18 protein-coding genes are annotated in these 23,061 nt (G+C 64.8%); 15 read left to right on the forward strand and 3 right to left on the reverse strand.

The window, feature by feature from the left end; genetic code table 11:
- Position 1: 1 nt before the first annotated feature.
- The 4 genes from Q0316_RS10120 (at position 2) to lptG (ending at position 5,678) form a co-directional block, all read left to right on the forward strand.
- Positions 2-1,261 (forward strand): aminotransferase class I/II-fold pyridoxal phosphate-dependent enzyme, encoded by a 1,260-nt coding sequence (locus Q0316_RS10120; protein ID WP_298671867.1) that lies wholly within the window; start codon positions 2-4, stop codon positions 1,259-1,261.
- 76 nt (positions 1,262-1,337) lie between these two features.
- Positions 1,338-3,290 (forward strand): ATP-binding protein, encoded by a 1,953-nt coding sequence (locus Q0316_RS10125; protein ID WP_367179684.1) that lies wholly within the window; start codon positions 1,338-1,340, stop codon positions 3,288-3,290.
- 100 nt (positions 3,291-3,390) lie between these two features.
- Positions 3,391-4,590: an LPS export ABC transporter permease LptF gene (gene lptF, locus Q0316_RS10130; RefSeq protein WP_298671868.1), complete on the forward strand. Its 1,200-nt coding sequence runs from the start codon at positions 3,391-3,393 to the stop codon at positions 4,588-4,590.
- A complete protein-coding gene (gene lptG, locus Q0316_RS10135; RefSeq protein ID WP_298671871.1) occupies positions 4,587-5,678 on the forward strand; it encodes an LPS export ABC transporter permease LptG in 1,092 nt (363 codons plus the stop codon). Before lptF ends, lptG begins: the two co-directional genes overlap by 4 nt.
- Positions 5,679-5,691: 13 nt before the next feature.
- Here lptG and Q0316_RS10140 read toward each other — a convergent pair whose 3' ends face one another.
- A complete protein-coding gene (locus Q0316_RS10140) occupies positions 5,692-6,774 on the reverse strand; it encodes a fatty acid desaturase (RefSeq protein ID WP_298671873.1) in 1,083 nt (360 codons plus the stop codon).
- A 121-nt stretch (positions 6,775-6,895) separates the two neighbouring features.
- Here Q0316_RS10140 and Q0316_RS10145 point away from each other — a divergent pair, with 121 nt between their 5' ends.
- Entirely contained in the window at positions 6,896-8,050 is a 1,155-nt protein-coding gene (locus Q0316_RS10145) for an N-acetyltransferase (protein WP_298671875.1), read from the forward strand.
- Positions 8,051-8,099: 49 nt separating this feature from the next.
- Here the strand turns inward: Q0316_RS10145 and Q0316_RS10150 are convergent, their stop codons facing one another.
- Complete coding sequence (locus Q0316_RS10150) at positions 8,100-8,348, reverse strand: hypothetical protein (RefSeq protein ID WP_298671877.1); 249 nt, start codon at positions 8,346-8,348, stop codon at positions 8,100-8,102.
- 178 nt (positions 8,349-8,526) lie between these two features.
- Complete coding sequence (gene kynA / locus Q0316_RS10155; protein ID WP_298671879.1) at positions 8,527-9,351, reverse strand: tryptophan 2,3-dioxygenase; 825 nt, start codon at positions 9,349-9,351, stop codon at positions 8,527-8,529.
- 128 nt (positions 9,352-9,479) lie between these two features.
- Between kynA and Q0316_RS10160 the strand changes: the two genes are divergently transcribed.
- The 10 genes from Q0316_RS10160 (at position 9,480) to Q0316_RS10205 (ending at position 23,055) form a co-directional block, all read left to right on the forward strand.
- Complete coding sequence (locus tag Q0316_RS10160; RefSeq protein ID WP_298671881.1) at positions 9,480-10,583, forward strand: PLP-dependent cysteine synthase family protein; 1,104 nt, start codon at positions 9,480-9,482, stop codon at positions 10,581-10,583.
- A gap of 20 nt (positions 10,584-10,603) precedes the next feature.
- The gene (locus tag Q0316_RS10165; protein WP_298671883.1) at positions 10,604-10,780 is read left to right on the forward strand and encodes a hypothetical protein; all 177 of its coding nucleotides are present in this window, start codon (positions 10,604-10,606) and stop codon (positions 10,778-10,780) included.
- A gap of 32 nt (positions 10,781-10,812) precedes the next feature.
- Entirely contained in the window at positions 10,813-11,148 is a 336-nt protein-coding gene (locus tag Q0316_RS10170; protein WP_298671885.1) for a phosphoribosyl-ATP diphosphatase, read from the forward strand.
- Between the two features lie 11 nt (positions 11,149-11,159).
- Positions 11,160-11,552: an HIT domain-containing protein gene (locus Q0316_RS10175; RefSeq protein ID WP_298671886.1), complete on the forward strand. Its 393-nt coding sequence runs from the start codon at positions 11,160-11,162 to the stop codon at positions 11,550-11,552.
- Between the two features lie 135 nt (positions 11,553-11,687).
- Positions 11,688-13,220: an amino acid permease gene (locus Q0316_RS10180; RefSeq protein WP_298671889.1), complete on the forward strand. Its 1,533-nt coding sequence runs from the start codon at positions 11,688-11,690 to the stop codon at positions 13,218-13,220.
- Between the two features lie 60 nt (positions 13,221-13,280).
- The gene (ligA, locus tag Q0316_RS10185) at positions 13,281-15,419 is read left to right on the forward strand and encodes an NAD-dependent DNA ligase LigA (RefSeq protein ID WP_298671891.1); all 2,139 of its coding nucleotides are present in this window, start codon (positions 13,281-13,283) and stop codon (positions 15,417-15,419) included.
- 174 nt (positions 15,420-15,593) lie between these two features.
- Positions 15,594-18,953, forward strand: coding sequence for a carboxypeptidase regulatory-like domain-containing protein (locus Q0316_RS10190; RefSeq protein WP_298671894.1), 3,360 nt, complete (start codon positions 15,594-15,596; stop codon positions 18,951-18,953).
- Positions 18,954-19,150: 197 nt separating this feature from the next.
- Positions 19,151-20,212: a sensor histidine kinase gene (locus Q0316_RS10195; RefSeq protein ID WP_298672103.1), complete on the forward strand. Its 1,062-nt coding sequence runs from the start codon at positions 19,151-19,153 to the stop codon at positions 20,210-20,212.
- A gap of 88 nt (positions 20,213-20,300) precedes the next feature.
- Positions 20,301-21,104 (forward strand): LytTR family DNA-binding domain-containing protein, encoded by an 804-nt coding sequence (locus Q0316_RS10200; RefSeq protein ID WP_298671898.1) that lies wholly within the window; start codon positions 20,301-20,303, stop codon positions 21,102-21,104.
- Positions 21,105-21,198: 94 nt separating this feature from the next.
- A complete protein-coding gene (locus Q0316_RS10205) occupies positions 21,199-23,055 on the forward strand; it encodes an ABC-F family ATP-binding cassette domain-containing protein (RefSeq protein ID WP_298671900.1) in 1,857 nt (618 codons plus the stop codon).
- Positions 23,056-23,061 lie beyond the last annotated feature (6 nt).

Consider the following 23,061-nt stretch of genomic DNA (forward strand, 5'->3'; position numbering starts at 1 on the left):
GATGAGCGATAGCGGATTGCAATCCGACGTTTCCCCGGCAGGCGCGCCGATCGCCGCCGAAAGAGACCTGTTCGACAAGTTCAATCCGCTGATCGCGGAACGGGAGGCGCTGCTGTCATCCGGCCTGCGCGATCCGTTCGGCATCGTGATGGAGGAGGTGAAATCCCCCACCGTCGCGGTAATCAAGGGCCGCGAGACGATCCTGCTCGGCACGTATAATTATATGGGGATGACGTTCGATCCGGACGTGATCGCCGCGGGCAAGGAAGCGTTCGACAAATTCGGCACCGGCACCAACGGCAGCCGCGCGCTCAACGGCACCTTCCACGATCATATGGAGGTGGAACAGGCACTGCGCGAATTCTACGGCATGTCCGGCGCGATCGTCTTCTCCACCGGCTATCAGGCCAATCTCGGCGTGATTTCCGCGATCGCCGGCAAGGGCGAATATATCATCCTCGATGCCGACAGCCATGCCTCGATCTACGATGGCTGCGCGATGGGCAATGCGGAGGTGGTGCGCTTCCGTCATAATTCGGTCGAGGATCTCGACAAGCGGCTGGGGCGCCTGCCGAAGGAGCCGGGCAAGCTCGTCGTGCTCGAAGGCGTCTATTCGATGCTCGGCGATGTCGCGCCGCTTAAGGAAATGGTCGCCGTCGCCAGGAAGCATGGCGCGATGGTGCTGGTCGACGAGGCGCATTCGATGGGCTTCTTCGGCGCGCACGGGCGCGGGGTTTACGAGGAACAGGGGCTGGAGGATCAGGTCGATTTCGTGATCGGCACCTTCTCCAAGTCGGTCGGCACGGTCGGCGGCTTCTGCGTTTCGAACCATCCGAAATTCGATATCCTGCGCTTCGTCTGCCGCCCGTATATCTTCACCGCCAGCCTGCCCCCGGCAGTGATGGCGAGCGCCGCCGTCTCGATCCGCAAGCTGATGCACGCGCACAACAAGCGCGCGCATCTGTGGGAAAACACGCGGCAATTGCACGGCGGGCTGCAGCGTCTTGGCTTCCGCCTGCCGACGGAGGAGCCGCAATCCGCCGTGGTCGCGGTACTGCTCGACGATCAGGAACAGGCGGTGGCGATGTGGCACGCGCTGCTGGAGGCGGGGCTTTACGTCAACGTCGCGCGCCCGCCCGCCACCCCCGCCGGGACGTTCCTGCTGCGCTGCTCCGTCTGCGCGGAGCATACGAGCGAGCAGATCGCGCGGGTGATCGCGATGTTCGAGGGCGCCGGCCGCGCGACGGGGGCGATCGCCTGATATTCCCGGTGCGCCCGGTCGGTCGATCCGCCGGGCGCGCTTTTCCAGCGCCGCATCGTCTGATAGTGATCCGCTGGTGAGCGCGAACCTCGGGGGAACCATTCCGAAAGGATCGGTAGCGAAGCTGCGCACCGTCATGCTGGCCGTGATGGGCGTGCTGGGCGTCGCCGTGCTTTTCGGCCTGATCGTCACGCTGGGCGAAGCGAACCGCCAGCGCGATCGCGCGATCCGGCTCCAGTCGCACAGCTATGACATCATGGTGCTGGCGCGGACGCTGGGGGGCACCATCGCCCAATCCGAAGCCTCGCTCGGCCGCTTCGTCATCTCCGGCGATAAGCAACTCGGTCGGCTCTATTACGACGACTGGCAATTCGCCGGAAAGCAGATCGACCGGCTGGGGACGCTGACCCGGCAGAACGACAGCCAGGCGAAGCGCATGGACGAGTTGCGCCGCGCCTATGACGAGCGCGGCAAGGAACTGTCGCTGATCGCGCTCAACACCAATTACGGCAAGAACAGCCAGGCATTGTCGCTCTATTATCGGGCGCGCGAAGCCCCGTCGCTGGCGGCGATCAACCGCGCGCTGGAGGAGATCACCCGCAGCGAACGCGATCTGCTCGATCAGCGCACGCGAGAGACGCGCGCGGCGATCGAGCGATCGGCGAAGCTCGCCCGGATATTGTCCGCCTTCGGCATCCTCATCTTGCTCGGCGCGATCACGCTCGGCGCGCTCACCGTGCGCGCACTGACCGAGCGCGGCGTCGCGCAGGCAGAGGCCGCCGCCCAGCGCGAGCGGGCGGATGGGTTCGCTGCCGCCGTGGCGGTCGCCACCGCCGAACTGCGCGACCAGGAGGCCCGGCTGCGACAGGTGCAGAAAATGGAAGCGGTGGGCCAGCTCACCGGCGGCATCGCACATGATTTCAACAATATGCTTGCCGTAGTGATGGGCGGGCTTGAACTTGCCCAGCGCGGCTTGGCCGACGCCAGCGCGAACGCGGAGAGCCGCCGCCACATCGACAGCGCGATGGAAGGCGCGAAGCGCGCCGCCGCGCTGACCGGCCAGTTGCTCACCTTCGCCCGCGAAACCGCGATCAATCCCGAGGTGATGGCGGTCGACGATCTGCTGCGCGGTATGTCCGAACTGCTCGACCGGACGCTGGGCGACGCGATCACCGTCACCATCCACGATCGCAGCGCTGGATGGCGGCTGCGCGCCGATCGCGTCCAGCTCGAAAACAGCCTGGTCAATCTCGCGGTGAATGCGCGCGATGCGATGGACGGGCGCGGCACACTGACCATCGCCGCCGGCACCGCGACGCTGGCGGAAGGCGAGCGCGAATGCGCGCCGGGCGATTATCTCACCATCGCGGTTACGGACACCGGCTGCGGCATGACGCCTGAAACAGCCGAGCGCGCCTTCGAGCCGTTCTTCACCACCAAGCCGGTCGGCAAGGGCACGGGGCTTGGCCTCAGCCAGATATTCGCCTTTGTCCGGCAACAGCGTGGCGCGATCGCGATCGCCTCGGCACCCGGCCAGGGCACGACGATCACGCTCTATTTTCCGCGCGACGCGAGCGCCCTTGCCACAACACCCCCCGCCCAGCCCATTCAGCGCGCGCCCGCGGCAGTGACAGCCGCGCTTGAGGTGCTGGTGGTGGAGGACGATCCCCGCGTGCTTGCGGCGACCGTAGGCGCGCTCAAGGAACTGGGGCATGATCCGATCCCCTGCGATGATCCGCTGCTTGCCCCGAGCGTGCTTGCCAAGCATCAAACCGTCGGCCTCATCATCTCCGACGTGCTGATGCCCGCCCGCACCGGGCCTGAGATGATCGCGGCGCTCGATGCGCGCCATGCCCATATTCCTGTGCTGTTCGTTACCGGCTACGCCGGCGAACTGGCGGAGACGGGCGGATTCGGTGGCCACCATGTGCTGCGCAAGCCCTTCACGCTGGCCGCGCTCGAACGCGCGATTTCCGCGGCGACCAGCGCGGATCGCGCGCTTGCGGCCCCAGGCGTTCCGGCGGAATAGTCGCCATGGGCGCGGGGGCCGATATTTCGGCTGACGCCCGGCGTTCGGCCTCCTATACCGCCCCGATAGTCCAGCAGCGACGAGTGACCGTTACCCGCCCATGAAATCGATCGACCGCTACATGGCCCGGCTGATCGCGCTGCCGCTGTTCTCCACGCTCGTGCTCGCCGCGATGCTGCTGGTGCTCGATCGCATGTTGCGCCTGTTCGATTTCGTCGCGACCGAGGGCGGGCCGGTTTCGGTGGTGTGGCGGATGCTCGCCAATCTGCTGCCGGAATATCTCGGCCTCGGCATTCCGATCGGGCTGATGCTGGGCATCCTCCTCGCCTTCCGCCGACTCGCCACCTCGTCCGAACTGGATGTGATGCGCGGCGTGGGGATGAGCTACGGTCGGCTGCTGCGCGTGCCATATATGTATGCGGTGGGGCTTGCGCTGCTCAATCTGGCGATCGTCGGCTATGTCCAGCCGAAAGCGCGCTACGCTTATGAGCAACTGCGCTTCGAATTGCGCACCGGCGCGCTCGGCGCGTCGATCAAGGTCGGCGAATTCACCCATCTCGGCGATCGCACCACGTTGCGCATCGAACAGAGCCGCGACGACGGGCGCCAGCTTTCCGGCATCTTCGTCCACACCCAGACGCAGAAGGGCGACTGGATCGGCGTGACGGCGCAGCGCGGCCAGTTTCTCGCCACCGACGATCCGGACGTGATTATCCTGCGCCTGACCAGCGGCACGCTGGTGCACAACCGCAGCGATTTCAGCACCCCACGCGTACTGACCTTCAGCAGCCACGATCTGCCGATCAACCTGCCGAAATTCGAGCAGTTCCGCGTGCGCAGCGGCGAAAGCCTTGAGGCCACATTGCCCGAACTCGCCAGCACCGGCCGCCACGGGCAGACCGAGCAGGAACGCGACGCCAGCCGCGCCGAATTCCATTTCCGCGTCGCCGAAGTGGCCTCGATGTTCCTTCTGCCGCTGCTCGCGGTGGCGCTGGGCGTGCCCCCGAAGCGATCGACTTCGGCGCTGGGAGTTTTCCTGTCGATCGTAATCATCGTGACCTATCACAAGGTCAATCAATATGCCGCCTCGGTCGGCCATTTCGGGCGGATTGATCCGTTCTTCGCGCTATGGGTGCCGTTCGCGATCTTCGCCGCGCTGGTGCTGTGGATGTATCGCACGATCGCCTTCGTCCCCGGCGGCCAGCCGATCGGCGCGCTCGAACGCGTGGCGGGCAAGGCATGGAAATCCGTGGTGCGTCACCTGCCGGGCCGGCGGCATCGCGCGGGAGCCCCGGCATGACCTCGTTTTTCCCGTCGCGCACCATCTCGATCTACATGGGGCGGATGTTCCTCGTGCGGACGTTCGGCATTCTCGCCGGGCTGGTCCTCGTCCTCCAGGCGCTGGATTTGCTGGGGGAATCGGGCAAGATCCTCGCGGTGCCGGGCAATGGCGATGCCCAGGTGTGGCATTATGTCTCGCTGCGCGTGCCGCAGATCATCGCGCGCTTCCTGCCGTTCTCGGTGCTGCTCGGCACGATCCTCACGCTGATTACGATGAACCAGAACAGCGAGGTGATCGCGCTGAAGGGCGCGGGCATGTCCGCGCATCAGGTGCTGGCGCCGCTGATCGTCGCCAGCATCGGTGTCGCGGCGCTGAGCTTCGCCTTCAACGATCGCGTCGTGCCGCGCGCGACAGCGACGCTCAACCGATGGGAGAAGGTCGATTACGGGCCGATGCCGGTCGATCGGGGGGATCGAACGAACGTCTGGGTGCGTTCCGGGCCTGATCTGATCGAGGTCGATCGGATCAGCGGGCGCGGTGCTGCGGCGCAACTCGGCGGCATCACCGTCTATGATCGCAACGGCGGCGAATTGCGCGCCATCGTCACGGCGCGGTTCGGCAAGCGTTCGGGCGATGGCTGGGCGATCTGGCCGGCGCAACGCTTCGATGTCGCCAGCGGCAAGGTGACGCAGCTTGGCGAAACCATAATCGCCACCGGGGTGACGCCGGATCAGTTCACCCTTTCCTCGGTCGATCCGGACGAATTGTCGTTCCGCGCGCTGAAGGAGGCGATCGACGATCTCGGCGCGGCGGGCCGCCCGACCAAATCGCTGGAAGGCGCGCTGTGGCACAAATTGTCCGGCCCGCTCTCCTCCGTGCTGATGCCGCTGCTCGGCGCGGTGGCGGCGTTCGGCATCGCGCGATCGGGCAAATTGTTCGTCCGCGCGGTGATCGGAATGGCGCTGGGCTTTGCCTATTTCGTCGCGGACAATTTCGCGCTGGCGATGGGCAATCTCGGTGCCTACCCGCCGTTCCTCGCGGCCTGGGCGCCGTTCCTGCTGTTCCTGTTCATCGGCGAGACGGTGCTGCTGCGCACCGAGGAATGATCCCGGCTCAGGCTCAGCCGCGCGGCAGCATCGTGCTACGCGCGATCTTGCCGATCAGATAGGGCAGGCTGCGATAATTGGCGTTGTGATAGGGCGACGCCGGCTCCAGCGCCGCCGTCAGCCGCCGATGCGCCTCGCCCAGCGAGTGATAGGGCAGCCCCGGCAACAGGTGATGCAGCGCATGATAGCGCAGGCCCACCGGCGCCCACAGCGCAGGCAGCAGGCCCGGCGGCGGCACGTTGACCGAATCGAGATATTGCGCGGTGACGGTCATCGCCTCGCCCTCATTCTCCCACAGATGCGCGACAAGCGTGCGGACCTGATTGAGCACCGCAACGCCCGATGCCACCGCCAGCATGATCGCAAACGCGCGCAGCGGCAGCGTGCCCGTTGCGACCAGCACGATCAGCGCCACCGCCCAGACCGCGCAGGCGGCCTCGATCCGGTTCCACTGGGTACGAAATTCGCCCTCCGGCATCCGGCGGCGGAACGACGGGTTGATGGTGAGCGCGGAATAACGCTCCACCACGGCGCGGCGCAGCGGCGGGATCACCAGCGAGAGCGGCGACAACACACCATAGCGAAAGATCAGCGCCACCGGCGCCAGCGCGGCGACGATGATGAAGGCCGGCAAGGTCCACGGCTTCATCAGCGCGAGCGGCAGATATTCGGGATCGTCCACCGTGCCGTAACGGGTGCGGGCGTGATGCAGGTTATGCACGCCCTCATACATGAACGACGGCACCAGCATCGGCACCCCGATGAACAGATTATAGGCGAAGCGGAAACCCGGCAGCGCGGCGTGGCGCACATGCGTCAACTCATGAATGAAGCTGAGCGCGCGATAGAGCGCCAGCACCGCGATCACCCCGGCGGCGATCGTCCACGCGGTGGAGTGGAGCGCGATCGCCGATACCAGCCCGGCATAACCAAGCGCCACCGATCCTAGGAAATCGCCCCAATAGACGCGGGCGCGCGGCGCGTTGATATCGCGCGTGAGGTCCGCTGCGGCTTTCAGCATCGCGCGGTCATCCGCGATCGGCGCGCGGGGCGCGTCCGCCGCCGTGGCATCCCGCTCAAAAGTGATGGTCGTCATGATCTGGCCCATTGCCGCAAGATAGTGGCGAGACGGTGGCCTTTACAGGCCGCCTCCAGCCCCAATCATAACGGAAACGTCACTCGCCATGATCGCTCGGGGTGATTATTGCGCTTGATCCATGGCATCCCCGCTCACCATCCGCCCCGTCCTGACGAAGCGCGATCGCAAGGCCTTCGTCGATTTCCCCTTCCACCTCTATCGCGACGATCCGAACTGGGTGCCGCCGCTTAAGGGCGAGGCGCTGGGGCTAATTACGCCCGAGAAGAACGGCTGGTATAGCCATGCGAAGGCCCAGCTTTTCCTTGCCGAGGAAGGCGGCCGGGCGGTCGGGCGCATCTCCGCGCATATCGACACGCTCGCGCTGGAAATGCCGCCCGAGCAGGGCTTTGGCCCCGGCACCGGCTTCTGGGGGCTGATGGAGGCCGAGCGCGAGGACATCTTCGTCGCATTGCTCGCCGCCGCCGAGGCGTGGCTGCGCGAACAGGGCACGACCCGTGTGATCGGCCCGGTCTCGCAGTCGATCTGGGAGGAGCCGGGGTTGCTGATCCAGGGCTTCGATCATCCGCCCACGGTAATGATGGGCCACGCCAGGCCGGAATATCAGGGCTGGGTGGAGCGCGCCCGCTATCGGCCCGTGAAGCAATTGCTCACGTATGACCTGCCGATCGCCGACGGCTTTCCGCCGATCGTCAACCGCATCGTCGCCTCCGGCGAGAAGAATCCGCGCATCCGCATCCGCAATGTCGACAAGACGAAGTTCGATGAGGAGGCCGCGATCATCCTCGCCATCCTCAACGATGCCTGGTCGGACAATTGGGGCTTCGTCCCGCTCACCCCGCCCGAGATCGCGGATGTCGGCGTCAAGCTGAAGCCGATCGTGTACAACGATCTGATCCGCATCGCGGAGGTGGACGGCAGGCCGGTGGCGTTCATGATGACGCTCCCTGATCTCAACGAGGCGATCAAGCCGCTCAAGGGCAATCTGCTGCCGTTCGGCTGGGCGAAATTGCTGCTGTGGCTACGCAAGCCCAAGGCGCGGACGATGCGCGTGCCGTTGATGGGCGTACTGAAGGAGCTTCAGGCGTCGCGCCTCGCCAGCCAGCTTGCCTTCATGATGATCGAGTTCATCCGTCGCGACGCGGTGGCGCATTATGGCGCCACCCGCGCCGAGATCGGCTGGGTGCTGGATGACAATCAGGGAATGAATTCGATCGCCGAGGCGATCCAGAGCAAGGTCAACAAGGCCTATCAGATCTACGCGCGGGATTTGTAACGGGTGCAGGCGACCCGTGGCGAGGATGCCACGGATCGCCTGCCCGCCGTCACTTGGCGAACGGGTCGATCCCCAGATTGCTCCATTGCGCGCGGGTATGGCACACTTTCGTCGGAACGTTCGTGCCGATCATCGTATCGACGACGCAGATGCGCTGCTTTGGCGATGGCGACGGCGTGGTTGACGGCATGGTAGCCGGCGCGGCGGGCGGCTGCGCGACGGTGCGCGCGCCGGCCGGAACAGCAGCGACAATGGCGGCGGCGATCGACGTGGCGGCGATCAGGAACAGGGTCTTCATGGCTTCCTCCTTCCGAAAATCCGAACAGCGCTTTCGTGCTGCGATTTCGGAATTGCATCAGCCGTGCCAAACAAATAATTTGTTGTTATTCAATATGTTAAAATGAAATCGTCACCATCCCGCCGCCGGATGTTGGCGGAATACGCGCCTTATCGGCATAATACACCAACACGCAATGCTATAGCTCGGTGCGCACCCGCCACAGCTCGGGGAACAATTCCACCTCCAGCATCTTGCGGAGATAGGCCGCGCCCGCGGTGCCGCCCGATCCGCGCTTCAGCCCGATGATCCGCTCCACCGTGGTGACGTGATTGAACCGCCAGCGCCGGAAATAATCCTCCAGATCGACCAGCTTTTCCGCCAGCTCATACAAATCCCAATATTTCTCCGGCGCTTCATAGATCCGCCGCCAGGCTGCGATCGCCGCCGGATCGCACGGGCGTTGCGCGCGCCAGTCGCGGGCAAGCTCGCCCGCGGGGATGCCGCGCCGCGCGACGAGCATCAGCGCTTCGTCATAAAGGCTTGGCGCGGCAAGGATCGCGTCCAGCCCGGCCATCACCTCCGCCCGGTGCGCGTGAACCGAAAGCGTCGCCATGTTGCGATTGCCGAGCAGGAATTCGATCGCGCGATATTGCCATGACTGGAAACCCGAAGACTGGCCGAGCGAGGCGCGGAATTCGGTATATTCGCTCGGCGTCATCGTGCGCAGCACATCCCACGCGCTGTTGAGCTGCTCGAATATCCGCGCGACGCGCGCCAGCATCTTGAACGCGGGCTGCAAGCGATCCGCGCGGATCGCGGCGACCGCGCTCGTCAGTTCATGCACCGCCAGCTTCATCCACAATTCGGATGTCTGATGCTGAATGATGAACAACATTTCGTCATGCGCGGCGGAAAGCGGGTGCTGCGCATCGAGGATGCGATCGAGCCGCAGATAATCGCCGTAAGACATCGCATCGGAAAAATCGGTACGCGCGCCGCTGGCCGGATCGTTGTCAGTCACTCGTCTTTCCTATCCTGAAGCAGCGTCCTTTAGGGCAAAGCGCGCGGGCACGCGATGGTGGACATGCCCGCCAAAGCCGCGCACTGACGGTTTGGTAACATTCATCGGCTCCGGAAAAAGAATCTGTCATGAACGCGCCGTCCCCGATCATTCCCCACCGAGATATCGTGCGCGATTCAGCCGCGCATCGCGCCTGGCTCACCGATGCGGTCCGGCGGATCGAGGCGGATTTCAACCGTTCGGCCGACACGCACCTGATCCGCGTCGATCTGCCGCGCCATCCCGGCATCACTCTGTATCTCAAGGATGAAAGCTCGCATCCCACCGGCAGCCTGAAGCACCGGCTGGCGCGCTCGCTGTTCCTCTATGCGCTGTGCAACGAATGGATCGGGCCGGATACCTGCGTGATCGAGGCATCATCCGGCTCGACCGCGGTGAGCGAGGCCTATTTCGCGCGGATGCTGGGCTTGCGCTTCATCGCCGTGGTGCCGGCCACGACCGCCGCGCCCAAGCTCGACGCTATCCGCTTCGAAGGCGGCGAAATCCATACCGTCGACGATCCGCGCACCGTTTATGACGTGGCACAGCGGCTCGCGGCGGAAACCGGCGGCCATTATATCGACCAGTTCACCTATGCCGAACGCGCGACCGACTGGCGCGGCAACAACAATATCGCCGAAAGCATCTTCTCGCAGATGGCACGCGAGGAACGCCCTATCCCCGATTGGGTGGTGTGCGGCGCGGGCACCGGCGGCACCTCGGCCACGATCGGGCGCTTCATCCGTTATCAGCGCCATGACACCCGGTTGCTGGTCGCCGATCCGGTCAATTCGGTATTCCACCGGCACTATGCGGATCATGCGGTGGAGGAACTGCCGGAGGGCTGCGGCTCGTGCATCGAGGGGATCGGTCGTCCGCGCGTCGAGCCGAGCTTCGTGCCCGGCGTGATCGATCGGATGATCGCGGTGGACGATGCCGAGAGCATCGGGGCGATGCGCGCCCTGTCGGCGCGGCTTGGCCGGCGGGTCGGCGGATCGACCGGCACGAACCTGTGGGCCTGCGCGAAACTCGTCGAGGAGATGGCCACAGCCGGCGAGCGCGGCAGCATCGTCACTCTGCTGTGCGACGGCGGCGAACGCTATGGCTGCACCTATTATGACGACGCCTGGCTCGCGGAGCGCGGGATCGACTGGCATCGCGCGGCGGAGCGGGTCGCCTCGCTCTGGCGCTGACGGCGGGATAGCTACGCAAGGTGCCCGCCCTCACGATCCTCGCGACGGCCAGCGATGGCGCCCATAGCGGCACGATCCGCCAGCGCACCGCGCCCGAGCTTTCGGACATCGCATTGTTCGCCCTCGCCATCCTTGCGGTGGCGCTGACACGCCGGGCGTTGCGCCGACGGATGCGAAAACCGCCGCCGGACGGTTGACCGCGCGCGCGCCACGCGGCACCGCTGCCGCCATGGCCGACGATATGCTCGATCGCCTCGAGGCGACGATCCGCGCGCGCAAGGACGCCGCGGCAATGAAATCCTATACCGCGAGCCTGTTCTTTCAGGGGCGCAAGCGGATCGCGCAGAAACTGGGCGAGGAGGCGGTGGAAACCGTTATCGCCGCCTGTTCGGGCGACGATGCGAAGATCATCCCCGAGGCCGCGGACCTGATTTTCCACCTGCTCGTCCTGCTCGCCGATGCCGATCTCACCCTTGACGACGTGCGCCAGGAACTGGAACGCCGCGAGGGCCAGTCGGGCCATGACGAAAAGGCCGGTCGCCCGCTTTCCTTCCGCCCCGAATAGGAGCCAGCCCAATGGCCGTCGACGCCACCCTGCCCTATGACGACCAGAATATCTTCGCGAAGATCCTGCGCGATGAAATTCCCGCGCGCCGCGTGTATGAGGATGAGTTCGCACTCGCCTTTCACGATATCGCGCCATGGTCGCCCACGCATATCCTGGTGATTCCCAAGGGGAAATACGTCTCCTGGGATGATTTCACCGCCAAGGCATCCGATGCGGAGATCGCGGGCTTCATCCGCGCGGTGGGCAAGGTGGCACGCGATTCCGGCCTCGTCGCACCGGGCTATCGCGTACTCGCCAATACCGGGCTCAATTCCCATGCCGAAGTGCCGCATCTCCACGTTCACATCCTCGCCGGGCGGCCGCTCGGGCCAATGCTGGTGCAGAACGACAGCCGCCGTTGACCGCATCGGGGCATGTTGAGACTTTGCGGATGGGCCATTCGCGGCTAGGTTCCGTCAATTAACGTATTATGGCCGCCGGGGGGTGGTCGAGGGAGGATTATGGCAACTAGACCCGCAGGAGGTCTTATCGGGCGAATGCTGCTCCGCAAGACGGTGGAGCAGATTCAGCGCGAGACACAGGCAAGTGAACTCAAGCGGACGCTGAGCGCCGCCAATCTCGTTTTTCTCGGGATCGGATGCATCATCGGCGCGGGCATTTTCGTCCGCACCGGCAACGCCGCCGCGCTCCATGCCGGGCCGGCGGTGCTGATCTCGTTCGTCGTCGCGGGCATCATCTGCGGGCTCGCGGGCCTGTGCTATGCCGAGCTTTCGTCCACGCTCCCGGTTTCGGGATCGGCCTACACCTATTCCTATACCACGATCGGCGAGTTCGCCGCATGGGTGATGGGCGCGCTACTGCTGCTCGAATATGGTCTTGCCGCATCGGTGGTGGCGGTCGGCTGGTCAGGCTATGTCGTGTCGCTGCTGCGCGATTACAGCATCATCATCCCCATCGAGCTTACCGGCCCGAGCGGACATGCGATCATGCAGAATGGCGCGGCGGTGCTCGGCGCGAACGGCGCGCCGATGACCTATCTGTTCAACCTGCCCGCTTTCGCGATCTGCGCGCTGCTCGGCGCGCTGCTCGTCGTGGGCGTGAGCGAGAGCGCGAAGGTCAACAACGCCATCGTGGTGGTCAAGATGGGCGTAATCATCGCCTTCATCCTGATCGTCGGCTGGTTCGTGATCCAGAATTTCGGCACGCTGAAGACGAACTGGGAACCGTTCATTCCGCCGGCGACAGGCGAAAAGGGTGAGTTCGGCTGGGGCGGCATCCTGCGCGCCGCGTCGATCGTATTCTTCGCCTATATCGGGTTCGAGGCGGTCTCCACCGCCGGGCAGGAAGCCAAGAATCCATCGCGCGACATGCCGATCGGCATCATCGGCAGCCTCGTCGTCTGCACCGTGATCTACATGCTGGTATCGGTGACGATGACGATGATCGTCAATTACAAGCTGCTCAACGTGCCCGATCCGGTCGCGGTGGCGGTCGATGCGCTCGGTCCGCAATGGGGGTGGTTCGCCAAGATCGTCAAGGTCGGCGCTATCGTCGGCCTCACCTCGGTCGTGCTGGTGCTGATGTACGGCCAGACGCGCATCTTCTACACGATGGCGCGTGACGGATTGCTGCCGCGTGTGTTCGCCTCCGTCCATCCGCGCTTCAAGACGCCGTGGGTCAATACGATCCTCGTCGCGATGATCGTCGCGTGCGCGGCGGGCTTCTTCGACATCAACACGCTGGGCGACATGACCTCGGTGGGCACGCTGGCGGCGTTCGGCATCGTCTGCCTCACGGTGGTGTGGCTGCGCCGTTCGCACCCCAATCTGCCGCGCGGGTTCAGGGTGCCGCTCTATCCGGTGGTGCCGATCCTCGGCATCCTGTTCTGTTTCGGGCTGATCTTCTCGGTCGAAACGCGGGTGCTGATGTTCTTCCTGTGGTATTCGATCGGCGCGATCGTGCTGTATTTCGTGTACGGGATGCACAATTCCCGCCTCTACAAGGGCCTCGACGAGATCGAGGGCAAGGACATGGGCGAATATGTCGCGCCCGTGGGCGAGCAGCCCTAATCCGAGCCTGTGGCCCGTTCGCCCTTCGCAACCGGGGGGGGAACGGGTTAGAGGGCGATGATGACCGCCCTGCCCGCCACCGAAGCCGAAGCCGAAGCCGCCGCCGAACTGGAGCGGCTCGCGCGCGAAATCGCCTATCACAACCGCCGCTATCATACGGACGACGCGCCGGAGATTTCCGATGCGGATTATGACGTGCTCGTCCGCCGCAACAATGCGATCGAGGCGGCCTTCCCCCACCTCGTCCGCGCGGATTCGCCGTCCCGCCTGATCGGCGCGGCGCCCGCCTCGCATCTCGCCAAGGTGCGGCACGCCAGGGCGATGACCAGCCTCGACAACGCCTTCTCCGACGAGGATGTCGCGGAATTCGTCGCGCGCCTGCGCCGTTTCCTGCGCCTCGCGGACGACACGGCGATCGCGCTCACCGCCGAGCCGAAGATCGACGGCCTGTCCTGCTCCCTGCGCTACGAAAATCGCCGGCTGGTGCAGGCGCTGACCCGCGGCGACGGCACGACCGGCGAGGATGTCACCGCCAATGTCGCCACGATCGCGGACATTCCCAAGGCGCTGCCCGCCAGCGCGCCCGAATTGTTCGAGGTGCGCGGCGAGGTTTACATGGCGAAAGCCGATTTCGCCGCGCTCAACGCCCGGCTTGCCGCCGAAGCGGCGGAGACTGGCAAGGAGGCGCGCCAGTTCGCCAATCCGCGCAACGCCGCCGCCGGCTCGCTGCGCCAGAAGGACGCGAGCGTCACCGCCAGCCGCCCCTTGCGCTTCCTCGCGCATGGCTGGGGCGAGGTGTCGGCGCTCCCCGCAGACACGCAAGCTGGCGTGATGGCCGCAATCCACGGCTGGGGCATCCCCACGCGCTTCCCGTTGAACGCTTTCGATACGGCCGCCGGCCTGCTCGGCGAATATGCCGCGCTTCAGGCTCTGCGCGCCGATCTCCCCTTCGATATCGACGGCGTGGTGTACAAGGTCGATCGGCTCGACTGGCAGGAGCGGCTGGGCTTCGTCGCGCGCGCGCCGCGCTGGGCGATCGCGCACAAATTCCCCGCCGAGCGCGCGCAGACCACGATCGAGGCGATCCATATCCAGGTCGGCCGCACCGGCAAGCTCACCCCGGTCGCGCGGCTCACGCCGGTTACGGTGGGCGGCGTGGTCGTCTCCAATGCTACGCTGCACAATGCCGACGAAATCGCGCGGCTCGATGCGCATCCCGGCGATCGCGTGGTGATCCAGCGCGCCGGGGACGTGATCCCGCAGATCGTCGAAAACCTGTCGCGTACGGAAGGCCGCGCGCCATGGCCCTTCCCCGCCCATTGCCCCGAATGCGGCAGCGAAGCGGTGGCGGAGGAGGACGAGGTCGATGTGCGCTGCACCGGGGGGCTGGTCTGTCCAGCCCAGCGCCTCGAACGGCTGAAGCATTTCGTTTCGCGCGGTGCGCTCAACATCGACGGGCTTGGCGAGAAGACGCTGGTGGAATTTCTCGATCTCGGCTGGATCGCGGAGCCGGGCGACATCTTTCGCCTGGCAACTCACCGCGACGAGTTGATCGGGCGCGAGGGGTGGCAGGCGAAATCGGTCGATGCGCTGCTCGCCGCGATCTCCGCCCGTCGCGAGCCGGATGCCGCGCGCCTGCTGTTCGGGCTGGGCATCCGCCACATCGGCATCATCACCGCGCGCGATCTGCTGAAACATTACGCCGCCCTGCCCGCGATCCGCGCGCTCGCCGGGGAAATCATCGCGCTGCGCGATGCGGCGACGCCGGCGCTCGGCGAGGAGCAGGCCAAATTCCGCAATCGGCTGGACAAGGCGATCGCGGAACGGATCGGTGTTGAGAATGTTGGCGCGGCGGTGGGCCACGCGCTCGCCGACTTCTTCCACGAAGCGCACAACCGCGCGGTGTGGGATGATCTGCTCGGCGAGGTAACGCCGCCGCCGTTCGTCGTCGAAACCCGCGCGTCGGAAGTGTCGGGCAAAACCGTCGTCTTCACCGGCTCGCTGGAAACGATGAGCCGCGAGGAGGCGAAGGCGCAGGCCGAATCGCTCGGCGCGCGCGTCGCGGGATCGGTGTCGGCGAAGACGGATCTGCTCGTCGCAGGCCCCGGCGCGGGATCGAAAGCCAGAAAAGCCGCCGAACTGGGCATCCGCGTGGTCGACGAGGCCGGATGGCAGGCGATTGTCGCCGCCGCCGGCTGAATTCCGCGCGTGAAGTGTCGCCTTTTTGCAACGCATCATGATGTGAGTCGAACATTAATTCGGAATCGACTCGCGACTGTCATCGAAGCTTAATATTGCAGGGGCACGGGCTCGGCGGACGGTCAGGGAACCGCCGGGAACCTGAGCACAGGCTCACAAGGGGACTTTAAGACGATGCGAAACAACCTGTTTCTGGGCGTGGCTGCGGCTGCGCTCCTCGCGCCGGTTGCGGCCATGGCACAGGAAACCACCTCGACGATTCGCGGCTCGGTAACGGCGGGCGGCGCACCGATCGCGGGCGCGACGGTGACGATCACCCATGTCCCCTCGGGCACCACGGCGAACACCGTCACCGCCGCGAACGGCAGCTTCAACGCATCCGGCCTGCGCGTCGGCGGCCCCTTCTCGGTTTCGGTAACCGCCCCCGGCTTCCCGACGACGACGGTGACGGACATCTTCACGGTCGTCGCGCAGACCTATGATCTCCCGATCGAGTTGCAGCCGGCAGCCGAAACCGCTGGCACCGGCGACGTCGTCGTCACCGCTTCGCGCATCGCGAACGCCCGCACGGTCAGCCAGGGGCCGGCGATGGTCCTCTCCGCGGCGCAGATCGCGAATGTCGCCACGCTCAACCGCGACGTGCGCGATCTGATGCGCCGCGATCCGCTTGCCCGCCTTGACGACACCCCCTCGGGCGGTCGCGCGGTCAGCTTCGCGGGGCAGAACGCGCGCTACAACCGCTTCTCGATCGACGGCGTTCCCGTCACCGACAATTTCGGCCTCAACCCCGATGGCCTGCCGACCCGCCGCTCGCCGGTGCCGCTCGACGCGATCGGCCAGTTCCAGACGAAGGTCGCGCCCTATGATGTGCGCGAGGGCAATTTTCAGGGCGGCGCGATCAACGCCATTCTGAAATCGGGCACCAACCAGTTCCACGGCACGGGCTTCTACGCTTATTCGGGTGATGGCCTGACCGGCAAGCGCACCAAGGCCGGCCCCGGCGTCCCCACCGGTCGCGTGACCCTGCCGAGCTTCAAGGTGGAGAATTACGGCGCCGAGATTTCCGGCCCGATCATCAAGGACAAATTGTTCTTCATGGTCGCGGGCGAGCGCATTCGCGCCGGCACGCCGATCCCGGAAGGCACGGCGGAGAATAACGCCGGCACGGTGATCCCGAACATCTCGCAGGCGCAGGTCGATCAGATTTCGCAGATCGCCAAGAGCAAATACAATTACAACACCGGCGGCATCCTGAACAATTCGCAGGATAGCGACGATCGCCTGGTGGCGCGCATCGACGCGAATATCTCGGATACGCAGCGCGCATCGCTGACCTATTTGTACACGAAGGATTCGATCCGCTTCAACCAGAACACCTTCGTGACCGGCAACCCCGGTCTCGGCCTGGAATCGGATGGCTATATCGCGTCGAACCGGCTGCACACCGGCGTTTTCCAGTTGAACTCGGACTGGACCGACGAATTCTCGACCGAGGTGCGCGCCTTCTACAAGGATTATAAGCGCGGTCAGGATCCGATCCTGGGCCGCGGCTTCGCGCAGGTGCAGGTCTGTACCGCGCCGACCTCGGATCGCAGCAACCCCGGCAGCGCCGGCTCGGGCGCATCCACATCGTGCCAGCCCGGCTTCGGCACGGTCACCTTCGGCCCGGATTCCTCGCGCCAGACCAACGCGCTGACCAGCCGCACCTATGGCGGCCTGGTGCAGGCGCGCCTGAACCGCAACGATCACAATCTGCGCGTATTCGTCGATTTCCAGGATACGAAGATCTTCAACGCGTTCCTGCAGAACAGCGCAGGCAATTATTATTTCGATTCGATCGCTGATTTCCAGGCGGGCAATGCCCAGCGCCTGCGCTATCAAAATGCCGTGCCGTCACTGAACCCGAACGACGCGGCGGCGCAGTTCCGCTATCAATCCTATGCGTTCGGCGTTCAGGATACCTGGACGATCAGCGATATCTTCACGCTGAATTACGGCATCCGCTTCGATATGTATGGCGGCCATACCCGCCCGGCACTCAACCAGAGCTTCGTGAACCGGATCGGCTATGCCAACACGGCCTATATCAGCGGTCGTTCGGTGGTTCAGCCGCGCATCGGCTTCGATTTCAAGCCGACCACCACGGTCAGCATTCGTGGCGGCATCGGCATCTTCTCGGGCGGCTCGCCGGACGTCTATGTCTCGAACAGCTTCTCGAACACCGGCTTCCTGTCGAACTCGATCGACATCCGCCAGAACAACGACGGCAGCTATTCGGCGCCCGGCGCGGCCAACGCGCTCGCGGTCGGCACCGCGGCGCTGACCAACGTGAACGGCACGACCATCGCGGGTTCCGTCAACGATTATCTCAAGAGCATCACGGGTTCGGCAACCTCGCCGGCGCCGACCAACGCGCTCGATCCGAAGTTCAAGTTGCCGTCGCAGTGGCGCGGCACTTTGTCGGCTGACTGGTCGCCGCGTTTCGGTGACTCGGGGCTGGGCACGGGCTGGAATTTCGGCGCGGACTTCTTCTGGTCCAAGGTTCGCGACCAGGTGTTCTTCACCGATGCCCGCGTGCGCGCCAACGGCCTGATGACGCCGGACGGTCGCACCCGCTACAGCCCGGTGACGAGCTTTGGCGATACCAATTACGACATCATCCTCACCAACACGCATCGCGGCCGCAGCCTGATCGGGGTTCTGCGCGCCAACAAGACGTTCGACTGGGGGCTGGATGCCGGGATCAGCTACGCTTTCCAGAGCGTGAAGGATCAGGCGCCGGCAACCTCGTCGACCGCCACTTCCAACTATGCCAATGGCGCGTTCCTCGACGCGAATGGCGCTGCCTATGGCACGTCGAACGACGAGGTGCGGCACAGCATCAAGTATAGCCTGACCGTAAACCCGGCGCTGTTCGGCGATTACAAGACCACGTTCGCGCTGTTCGGCGAAACGCGGATCGGTCGCCCGTACAGCTTCACGATGCAGGATGCGGCAAGCGCGCGCAGCCCGATCTTCGGCACCGTGCAATCGGCAAGCCGCTATCTGCTGTACGTGCCGACCGCGAACGATCCGCTGGTGTCGTATGACACGCAGGCGACGAAGGACACGTTCGAGGCGCTGATCCAGTCCAGCGGCCTGTCGAAATATCGCGGGCGGATCGCGCCGCGCAACGCCTTCAACTCGAAGTGGTTCACCCGCTTTGACCTGCATCTGGCGCAGGAAATCCCGGCGTTCGTGGGCAAATCCCGGATCGAGGTGTTCGCTGACATCGAGAATGTCACCAATCTCATCAACAAGAATTGGGGCCAGATCCGCGAATACACCTTCCCCTATGTCGTCCCGGCGGTGCGCGCGCAGTGCCTGACGGCGCCGGTCCCCACCGGCACGCCCGCGACCGGCTTCGTGGCGGCGACTTCCACGGACAAGTGTGTCCAGTATCGCTACCTTTCGCCGAACGCGGCCCCGACCGATACGATCTATCCGCGTCAGTCGCTGTTCTCAGTCCGCATCGGCGCGCGCTTCTCGTTCTAAGCACCCGTCGATCGGCAAGCTTTGGGGCCGTCGTTCCTTTCCGGAACGGCGGCCCTCTTGCTTTGCACCGCGGCGATCAGGCGTGTAAGGCGAGCGCGATGGCGACCACGTTTTCCGCCCCCGCAACCGGCACGCCGCCGGCAAATGGCGCGCGCTCCCCGCTCCCGTTCGGGGGCGTATCGGTGCGAACCTCGCCAATGTTCGCCCGCCCGTTCTTCGAGGATAAGGCGCGCGCCTTCTGGTTTCTCCAGGCGGCGGGCTGGTCGGGCTATCTGATCCTGCGCACCGTATCGAGCATCTCGAACGGCTTTTCCATGCAGGGCGTGGTCACCAATATCGTCGAAACGATCGTCGGCTATTGCATCACGCTGCTGCTTTCGACGCTCTACGGCTATTATCGCGGCTTCCCGCGCATCGCCGGCATCATCCTGACGCTGCTGACATTGGGCGCGGCGACGTTCCTCTATGCGCTGCTCGATACATTCTCGTTCAGTTTCATAAAGTTCGCTGCCCCTGGCATCGACGTGAAGCTGCTGATCGGCGCATTATTTCTCAATTTCACCGTGCTCGCCGGGTGGTCCGCGCTCTATTTCGGGATCAATTTCTATCTGATTATCGAGGATCAGATAGATCAGATGCAGCATCTGGAAACCCAGGCATCATCGGCGCAACTCGCCATGCTGCGCTATCAGCTCAACCCGCATTTCCTGTTCAACACGCTCAATTCGATCTCCACGCTCGTGCTGCTGAAACAGACGGATCGGGCCAATGCGATGCTGTCGCGCCTCGCCTCGTTCCTGCGCTACACCCTCATCAACGAGCCGACCGCGGACGTTACGCTGGCGCAGGAGATCGAGACGCTGAAGCTCTATCTCGAAATCGAGAAGATGCGCTTCGAGGATCGGCTGCAACCGAAATTCGATATCGACCCAGCGGTGGAGAACGCGCATCTGCCCTCCCTGCTGCTTCAGCCGCTGGTCGAAAACGCGATCAAATATGCGGTCACGCCGCAGGAAGAAGGCGCCGAAATCCGCATTACGGCGCGGCTCGCCGGGGATCGCGTGCAGATCGCCGTATCCGATACGGGTCCGGGGTTGCAGGGAACGAAAAACCGGCCGAGCCTTTCAACCGGCGTCGGCATCGCTAATATCAGGGAGCGTCTGGCGCAGGCCTATGGGGCGGATCATCGTTTCGAGATCCAGGCCATGCCGCTGGGCGGGTTCGGGGTCGAAATCGAAATCCCGTTCCAGAACGAGTGAGTGAAACAACAGGGGTGTGGAAAAATGAAAGCGGCGCGCCGAGCCGAATGAACAAGGCCCGACGAACCGATTGGAGACTACCAAGGCAATGACCATCCGCACCATTTTGGTCGACGACGAACCGTTGGCGATTCAGGGCCTCGAACTGCGGCTTCAAGCCCATGACGATGTTGAAATCATCGCCAAATGCCAGAACGGGCGCGAGGCGATCAGCGCGATCAAGACGCACAAGCCCGATCTCGTTTTCCTCGACATCCAGATGCCCGGCTTCGACGGCTTCTCGGTCGTTCAGGGATTGCTCGAGGTGGAGCCCCCGCTGTTCGTATTCGTCACCGCTTATTCCGATCACGCGCTGCGCGCATTCGAGGCGCAGGCGGTGGATTATCTGATGAAGCCGGTGGAAGAAGCCCGGCTCGCCGACACGCTCGATCGCGTCCGGCAGCGGATCGGCGAAAAGAAGGGCGCCGAGGAAACCGAGAAGCTGAAGGAAGCGCTGGCCGAGCACGCGCCGGAAGCGGCAGCGGAAATCGCCGGCGGCGATGGCGATCACGTCAACGCCAACCGCTTTGAAAAGCTCATCAACATCAAGGATCGCGGCCAGATTTTCCGCGTCGATGTCGATACGATCGAGCTGATCGAGGCGGCTGGCGATTATATGGTCATCAAGACGGGCGACAATTCGCTCGTGCTGCGCGAAACGATGAAGGATTTGGAAAAGCGGCTCGATCCGCGCCGCTTCCAGCGTGTTCACCGCTCAACGATCGTCAATCTCGATCTGGTCAAGCAGGTGAAGCCGCACACCAACGGTGAATGCTTCCTGGTGCTCGATTCGGGCGCCCAGGTGAAGGTCAGCCGTTCCTATCGCGACGTGGTGGCGCGGTTCGTTCACTAACGGGGAAGGAGTGCGCGGGGCCTGAAGTAGGCGCGCGCATTCCCCGTTACGGTCGGTGTGGCGGCATCCGCCCCGTTCTGCTAGGCGCGCGGCCATGCTTACCCTCAATGCCATTACCGTCCGTCTTGGCGGGCGCGCGATCCTCGACGGCGCCAGCGCCTCGCTTCCGCCGGGCAGCCGTGTCGGGCTGATCGGGCGCAACGGCGCGGGCAAATCGACCCTGGTGAAGGCGATCGCCGGGATGATCGAGCCGGATGGCGGCGCGATCGAGATGCCGCGTGGCGCGCGCGTCGGCTATATCGCGCAGGAGGCGCCGGCAGGAAAGACCACGCCGTTCGAAACGGTGCTCGCCGCCGATGTGGAACGCGCGCGCCTGATGCACGAGGCCGAAACGGTGACCGATCCCGATCGGATCGGCGAGGTTCACGAGCGGCTGATCGCGATCGACGCCCATGCCGCCCCTGCCCGCGCCGCGCGCATCCTCGTCGGCCTTGGCTTTGACGAAGACGCGCAACAGCGCCCGCTGGACAGCTTCTCCGGCGGCTGGCGGATGCGCGTCGCGCTCGCCGCTTTGCTGTTCTCGCAACCCGATCTGCTGCTGCTCGACGAACCTTCGAACCACCTCGATCTCGAAGCGGTGATGTGGCTGGAGGATTTCCTCAAATCCTATCGCGCGACGATCGTGGTGGTCAGCCACGAGCGCGATTTCCTCAACAATGTCGTCGATCACATCCTGCATCTGCAAGGCGGAAAGACCACGCTCTACGTCGGCGGCTATGATTCGTTCGAACGCCAGCGCGCCGAGCGCCTGGCGCAACTGGCCGCCGCCCGCGCCAATCAGGATGCGCAGCGCGCCAAGTTGCAGGATTATGTCGCGCGCAATTCCGCCCGCGCCTCCACCGCGAAACAGGCGCAGAGCCGCGCCAAGATGCTCGCCAAGCTCCAGCCGATCGCCGAGGTCGCCAACGATCCCACTTTGTCGTTCGACTTCCCCGATCCCGAGCCGCTGCGCCCGCCGCTCATCACATTGGATCATGCCGTGGCGGGCTATGGCGACACGCCGGTGCTCAAACGGATCAACCTGCGGCTCGATCCTGATGATCGCATCGCGCTGCTCGGGCGCAACGGCAACGGCAAGACCACGCTTGCCCGTCTGATCGCCGCGCAGCTCGCGCCGATGGAGGGGGATATGGCTTCCTCCAACCGGATGAAGGTGGGCTATTTCACCCAATATCAGGTGGAGGAGCTGGACGCCGACGATACGCCGCTCGCGCATATGACGCGGGTGATGCCGCGCGCCACGCCGGCGGCGGTGCGCACGCAGCTTGGCCGTTTCGGCTTTTCGGGCGATCGCGCGACGGGCAAGGTCGGCAAGATGTCCGGCGGGGAACGTGCGCGGCTGGCGCTGGCGCTGATTACGCGTGACGCGCCGCACCTGCTGATCCTCGACGAACCGACCAACCACCTTGATGTCGATGCGCGTGAGGCGCTGGTGCAGGCGCTCGCCGGCTACAAGGGCGCGGTGCTGATCGTCAGCCATGACCGGCATATGGTGGAGCTGACGGCGGACCGGCTGGTGCTGGTCGATGGCGGCACCGCGCATGAATTCGACGGCAGCCTCGACGATTATGTCGCGATGGTGCTGGCGAAGGAGCCAAAGACCGAAGGCTCGAAGGCCAATCGTAAGGAGGAGCGCCGCGCCGCCGCCGAAAAGCGCGAAGCGGCCAAGGCGATGCGCAAGGCAGCACAGGCCGCCGAAACCGAATTGGCGAAGCTGACGAACGAGCGTTCGGCGATCGACCGCGCGATGTTCGACCCATCCGGCGCGGAGCCGGCGCTCGCCAAACTCACCATGACAGAATTGATGAAGCGTCGCGCCGCGCTCACCGAGCGGATCGACGCCACCGAGGCGCGCTGGCTGGAGGCGAGCGAGGCGCTGGAGGACGCATAAGCCGCG

Source organism: uncultured Sphingomonas sp. (assembly GCF_937871615.1).
Taxonomy (GTDB): domain Bacteria; phylum Pseudomonadota; class Alphaproteobacteria; order Sphingomonadales; family Sphingomonadaceae; genus Sphingomonas.

Coding starts and splice junctions, on each gene's coding strand:
- lptF (WP_298671868.1), top strand. CDS start 3,391: ATGAAATCGATCGACCGCTACATGGCCCGGCTGATCGCGCTGCCGCTG.
- lptG (WP_298671871.1), top strand. CDS start 4,587: ATGACCTCGTTTTTCCCGTCGCGCACCATCTCGATCTACATGGGGCGG.
- Q0316_RS10200 (WP_298671898.1), top strand. CDS start 20,301: ATGACCATCCGCACCATTTTGGTCGACGACGAACCGTTGGCGATTCAG.
- Q0316_RS10195 (WP_298672103.1), top strand. CDS start 19,151: ATGTTCGCCCGCCCGTTCTTCGAGGATAAGGCGCGCGCCTTCTGGTTT.
- Q0316_RS10180 (WP_298671889.1), top strand. CDS start 11,688: ATGCTGCTCCGCAAGACGGTGGAGCAGATTCAGCGCGAGACACAGGCA.
- Q0316_RS10205 (WP_298671900.1), top strand. CDS start 21,199: ATGCTTACCCTCAATGCCATTACCGTCCGTCTTGGCGGGCGCGCGATC.
- Q0316_RS10175 (WP_298671886.1), top strand. CDS start 11,160: ATGGCCGTCGACGCCACCCTGCCCTATGACGACCAGAATATCTTCGCG.
- ligA (WP_298671891.1), top strand. CDS start 13,281: ATGACCGCCCTGCCCGCCACCGAAGCCGAAGCCGAAGCCGCCGCCGAA.
- Q0316_RS10150 (WP_298671877.1), bottom strand. CDS start 8,348: ATGAAGACCCTGTTCCTGATCGCCGCCACGTCGATCGCCGCCGCCATT.
- Q0316_RS10140 (WP_298671873.1), bottom strand. CDS start 6,774: ATGACGACCATCACTTTTGAGCGGGATGCCACGGCGGCGGACGCGCCC.
- Q0316_RS10145 (WP_298671875.1), top strand. CDS start 6,896: ATGGCATCCCCGCTCACCATCCGCCCCGTCCTGACGAAGCGCGATCGC.
- Q0316_RS10160 (WP_298671881.1), top strand. CDS start 9,480: ATGAACGCGCCGTCCCCGATCATTCCCCACCGAGATATCGTGCGCGAT.
- Q0316_RS10170 (WP_298671885.1), top strand. CDS start 10,813: ATGGCCGACGATATGCTCGATCGCCTCGAGGCGACGATCCGCGCGCGC.
- Q0316_RS10120 (WP_298671867.1), top strand. CDS start 2: ATGAGCGATAGCGGATTGCAATCCGACGTTTCCCCGGCAGGCGCGCCG.
- Q0316_RS10190 (WP_298671894.1), top strand. CDS start 15,594: ATGCGAAACAACCTGTTTCTGGGCGTGGCTGCGGCTGCGCTCCTCGCG.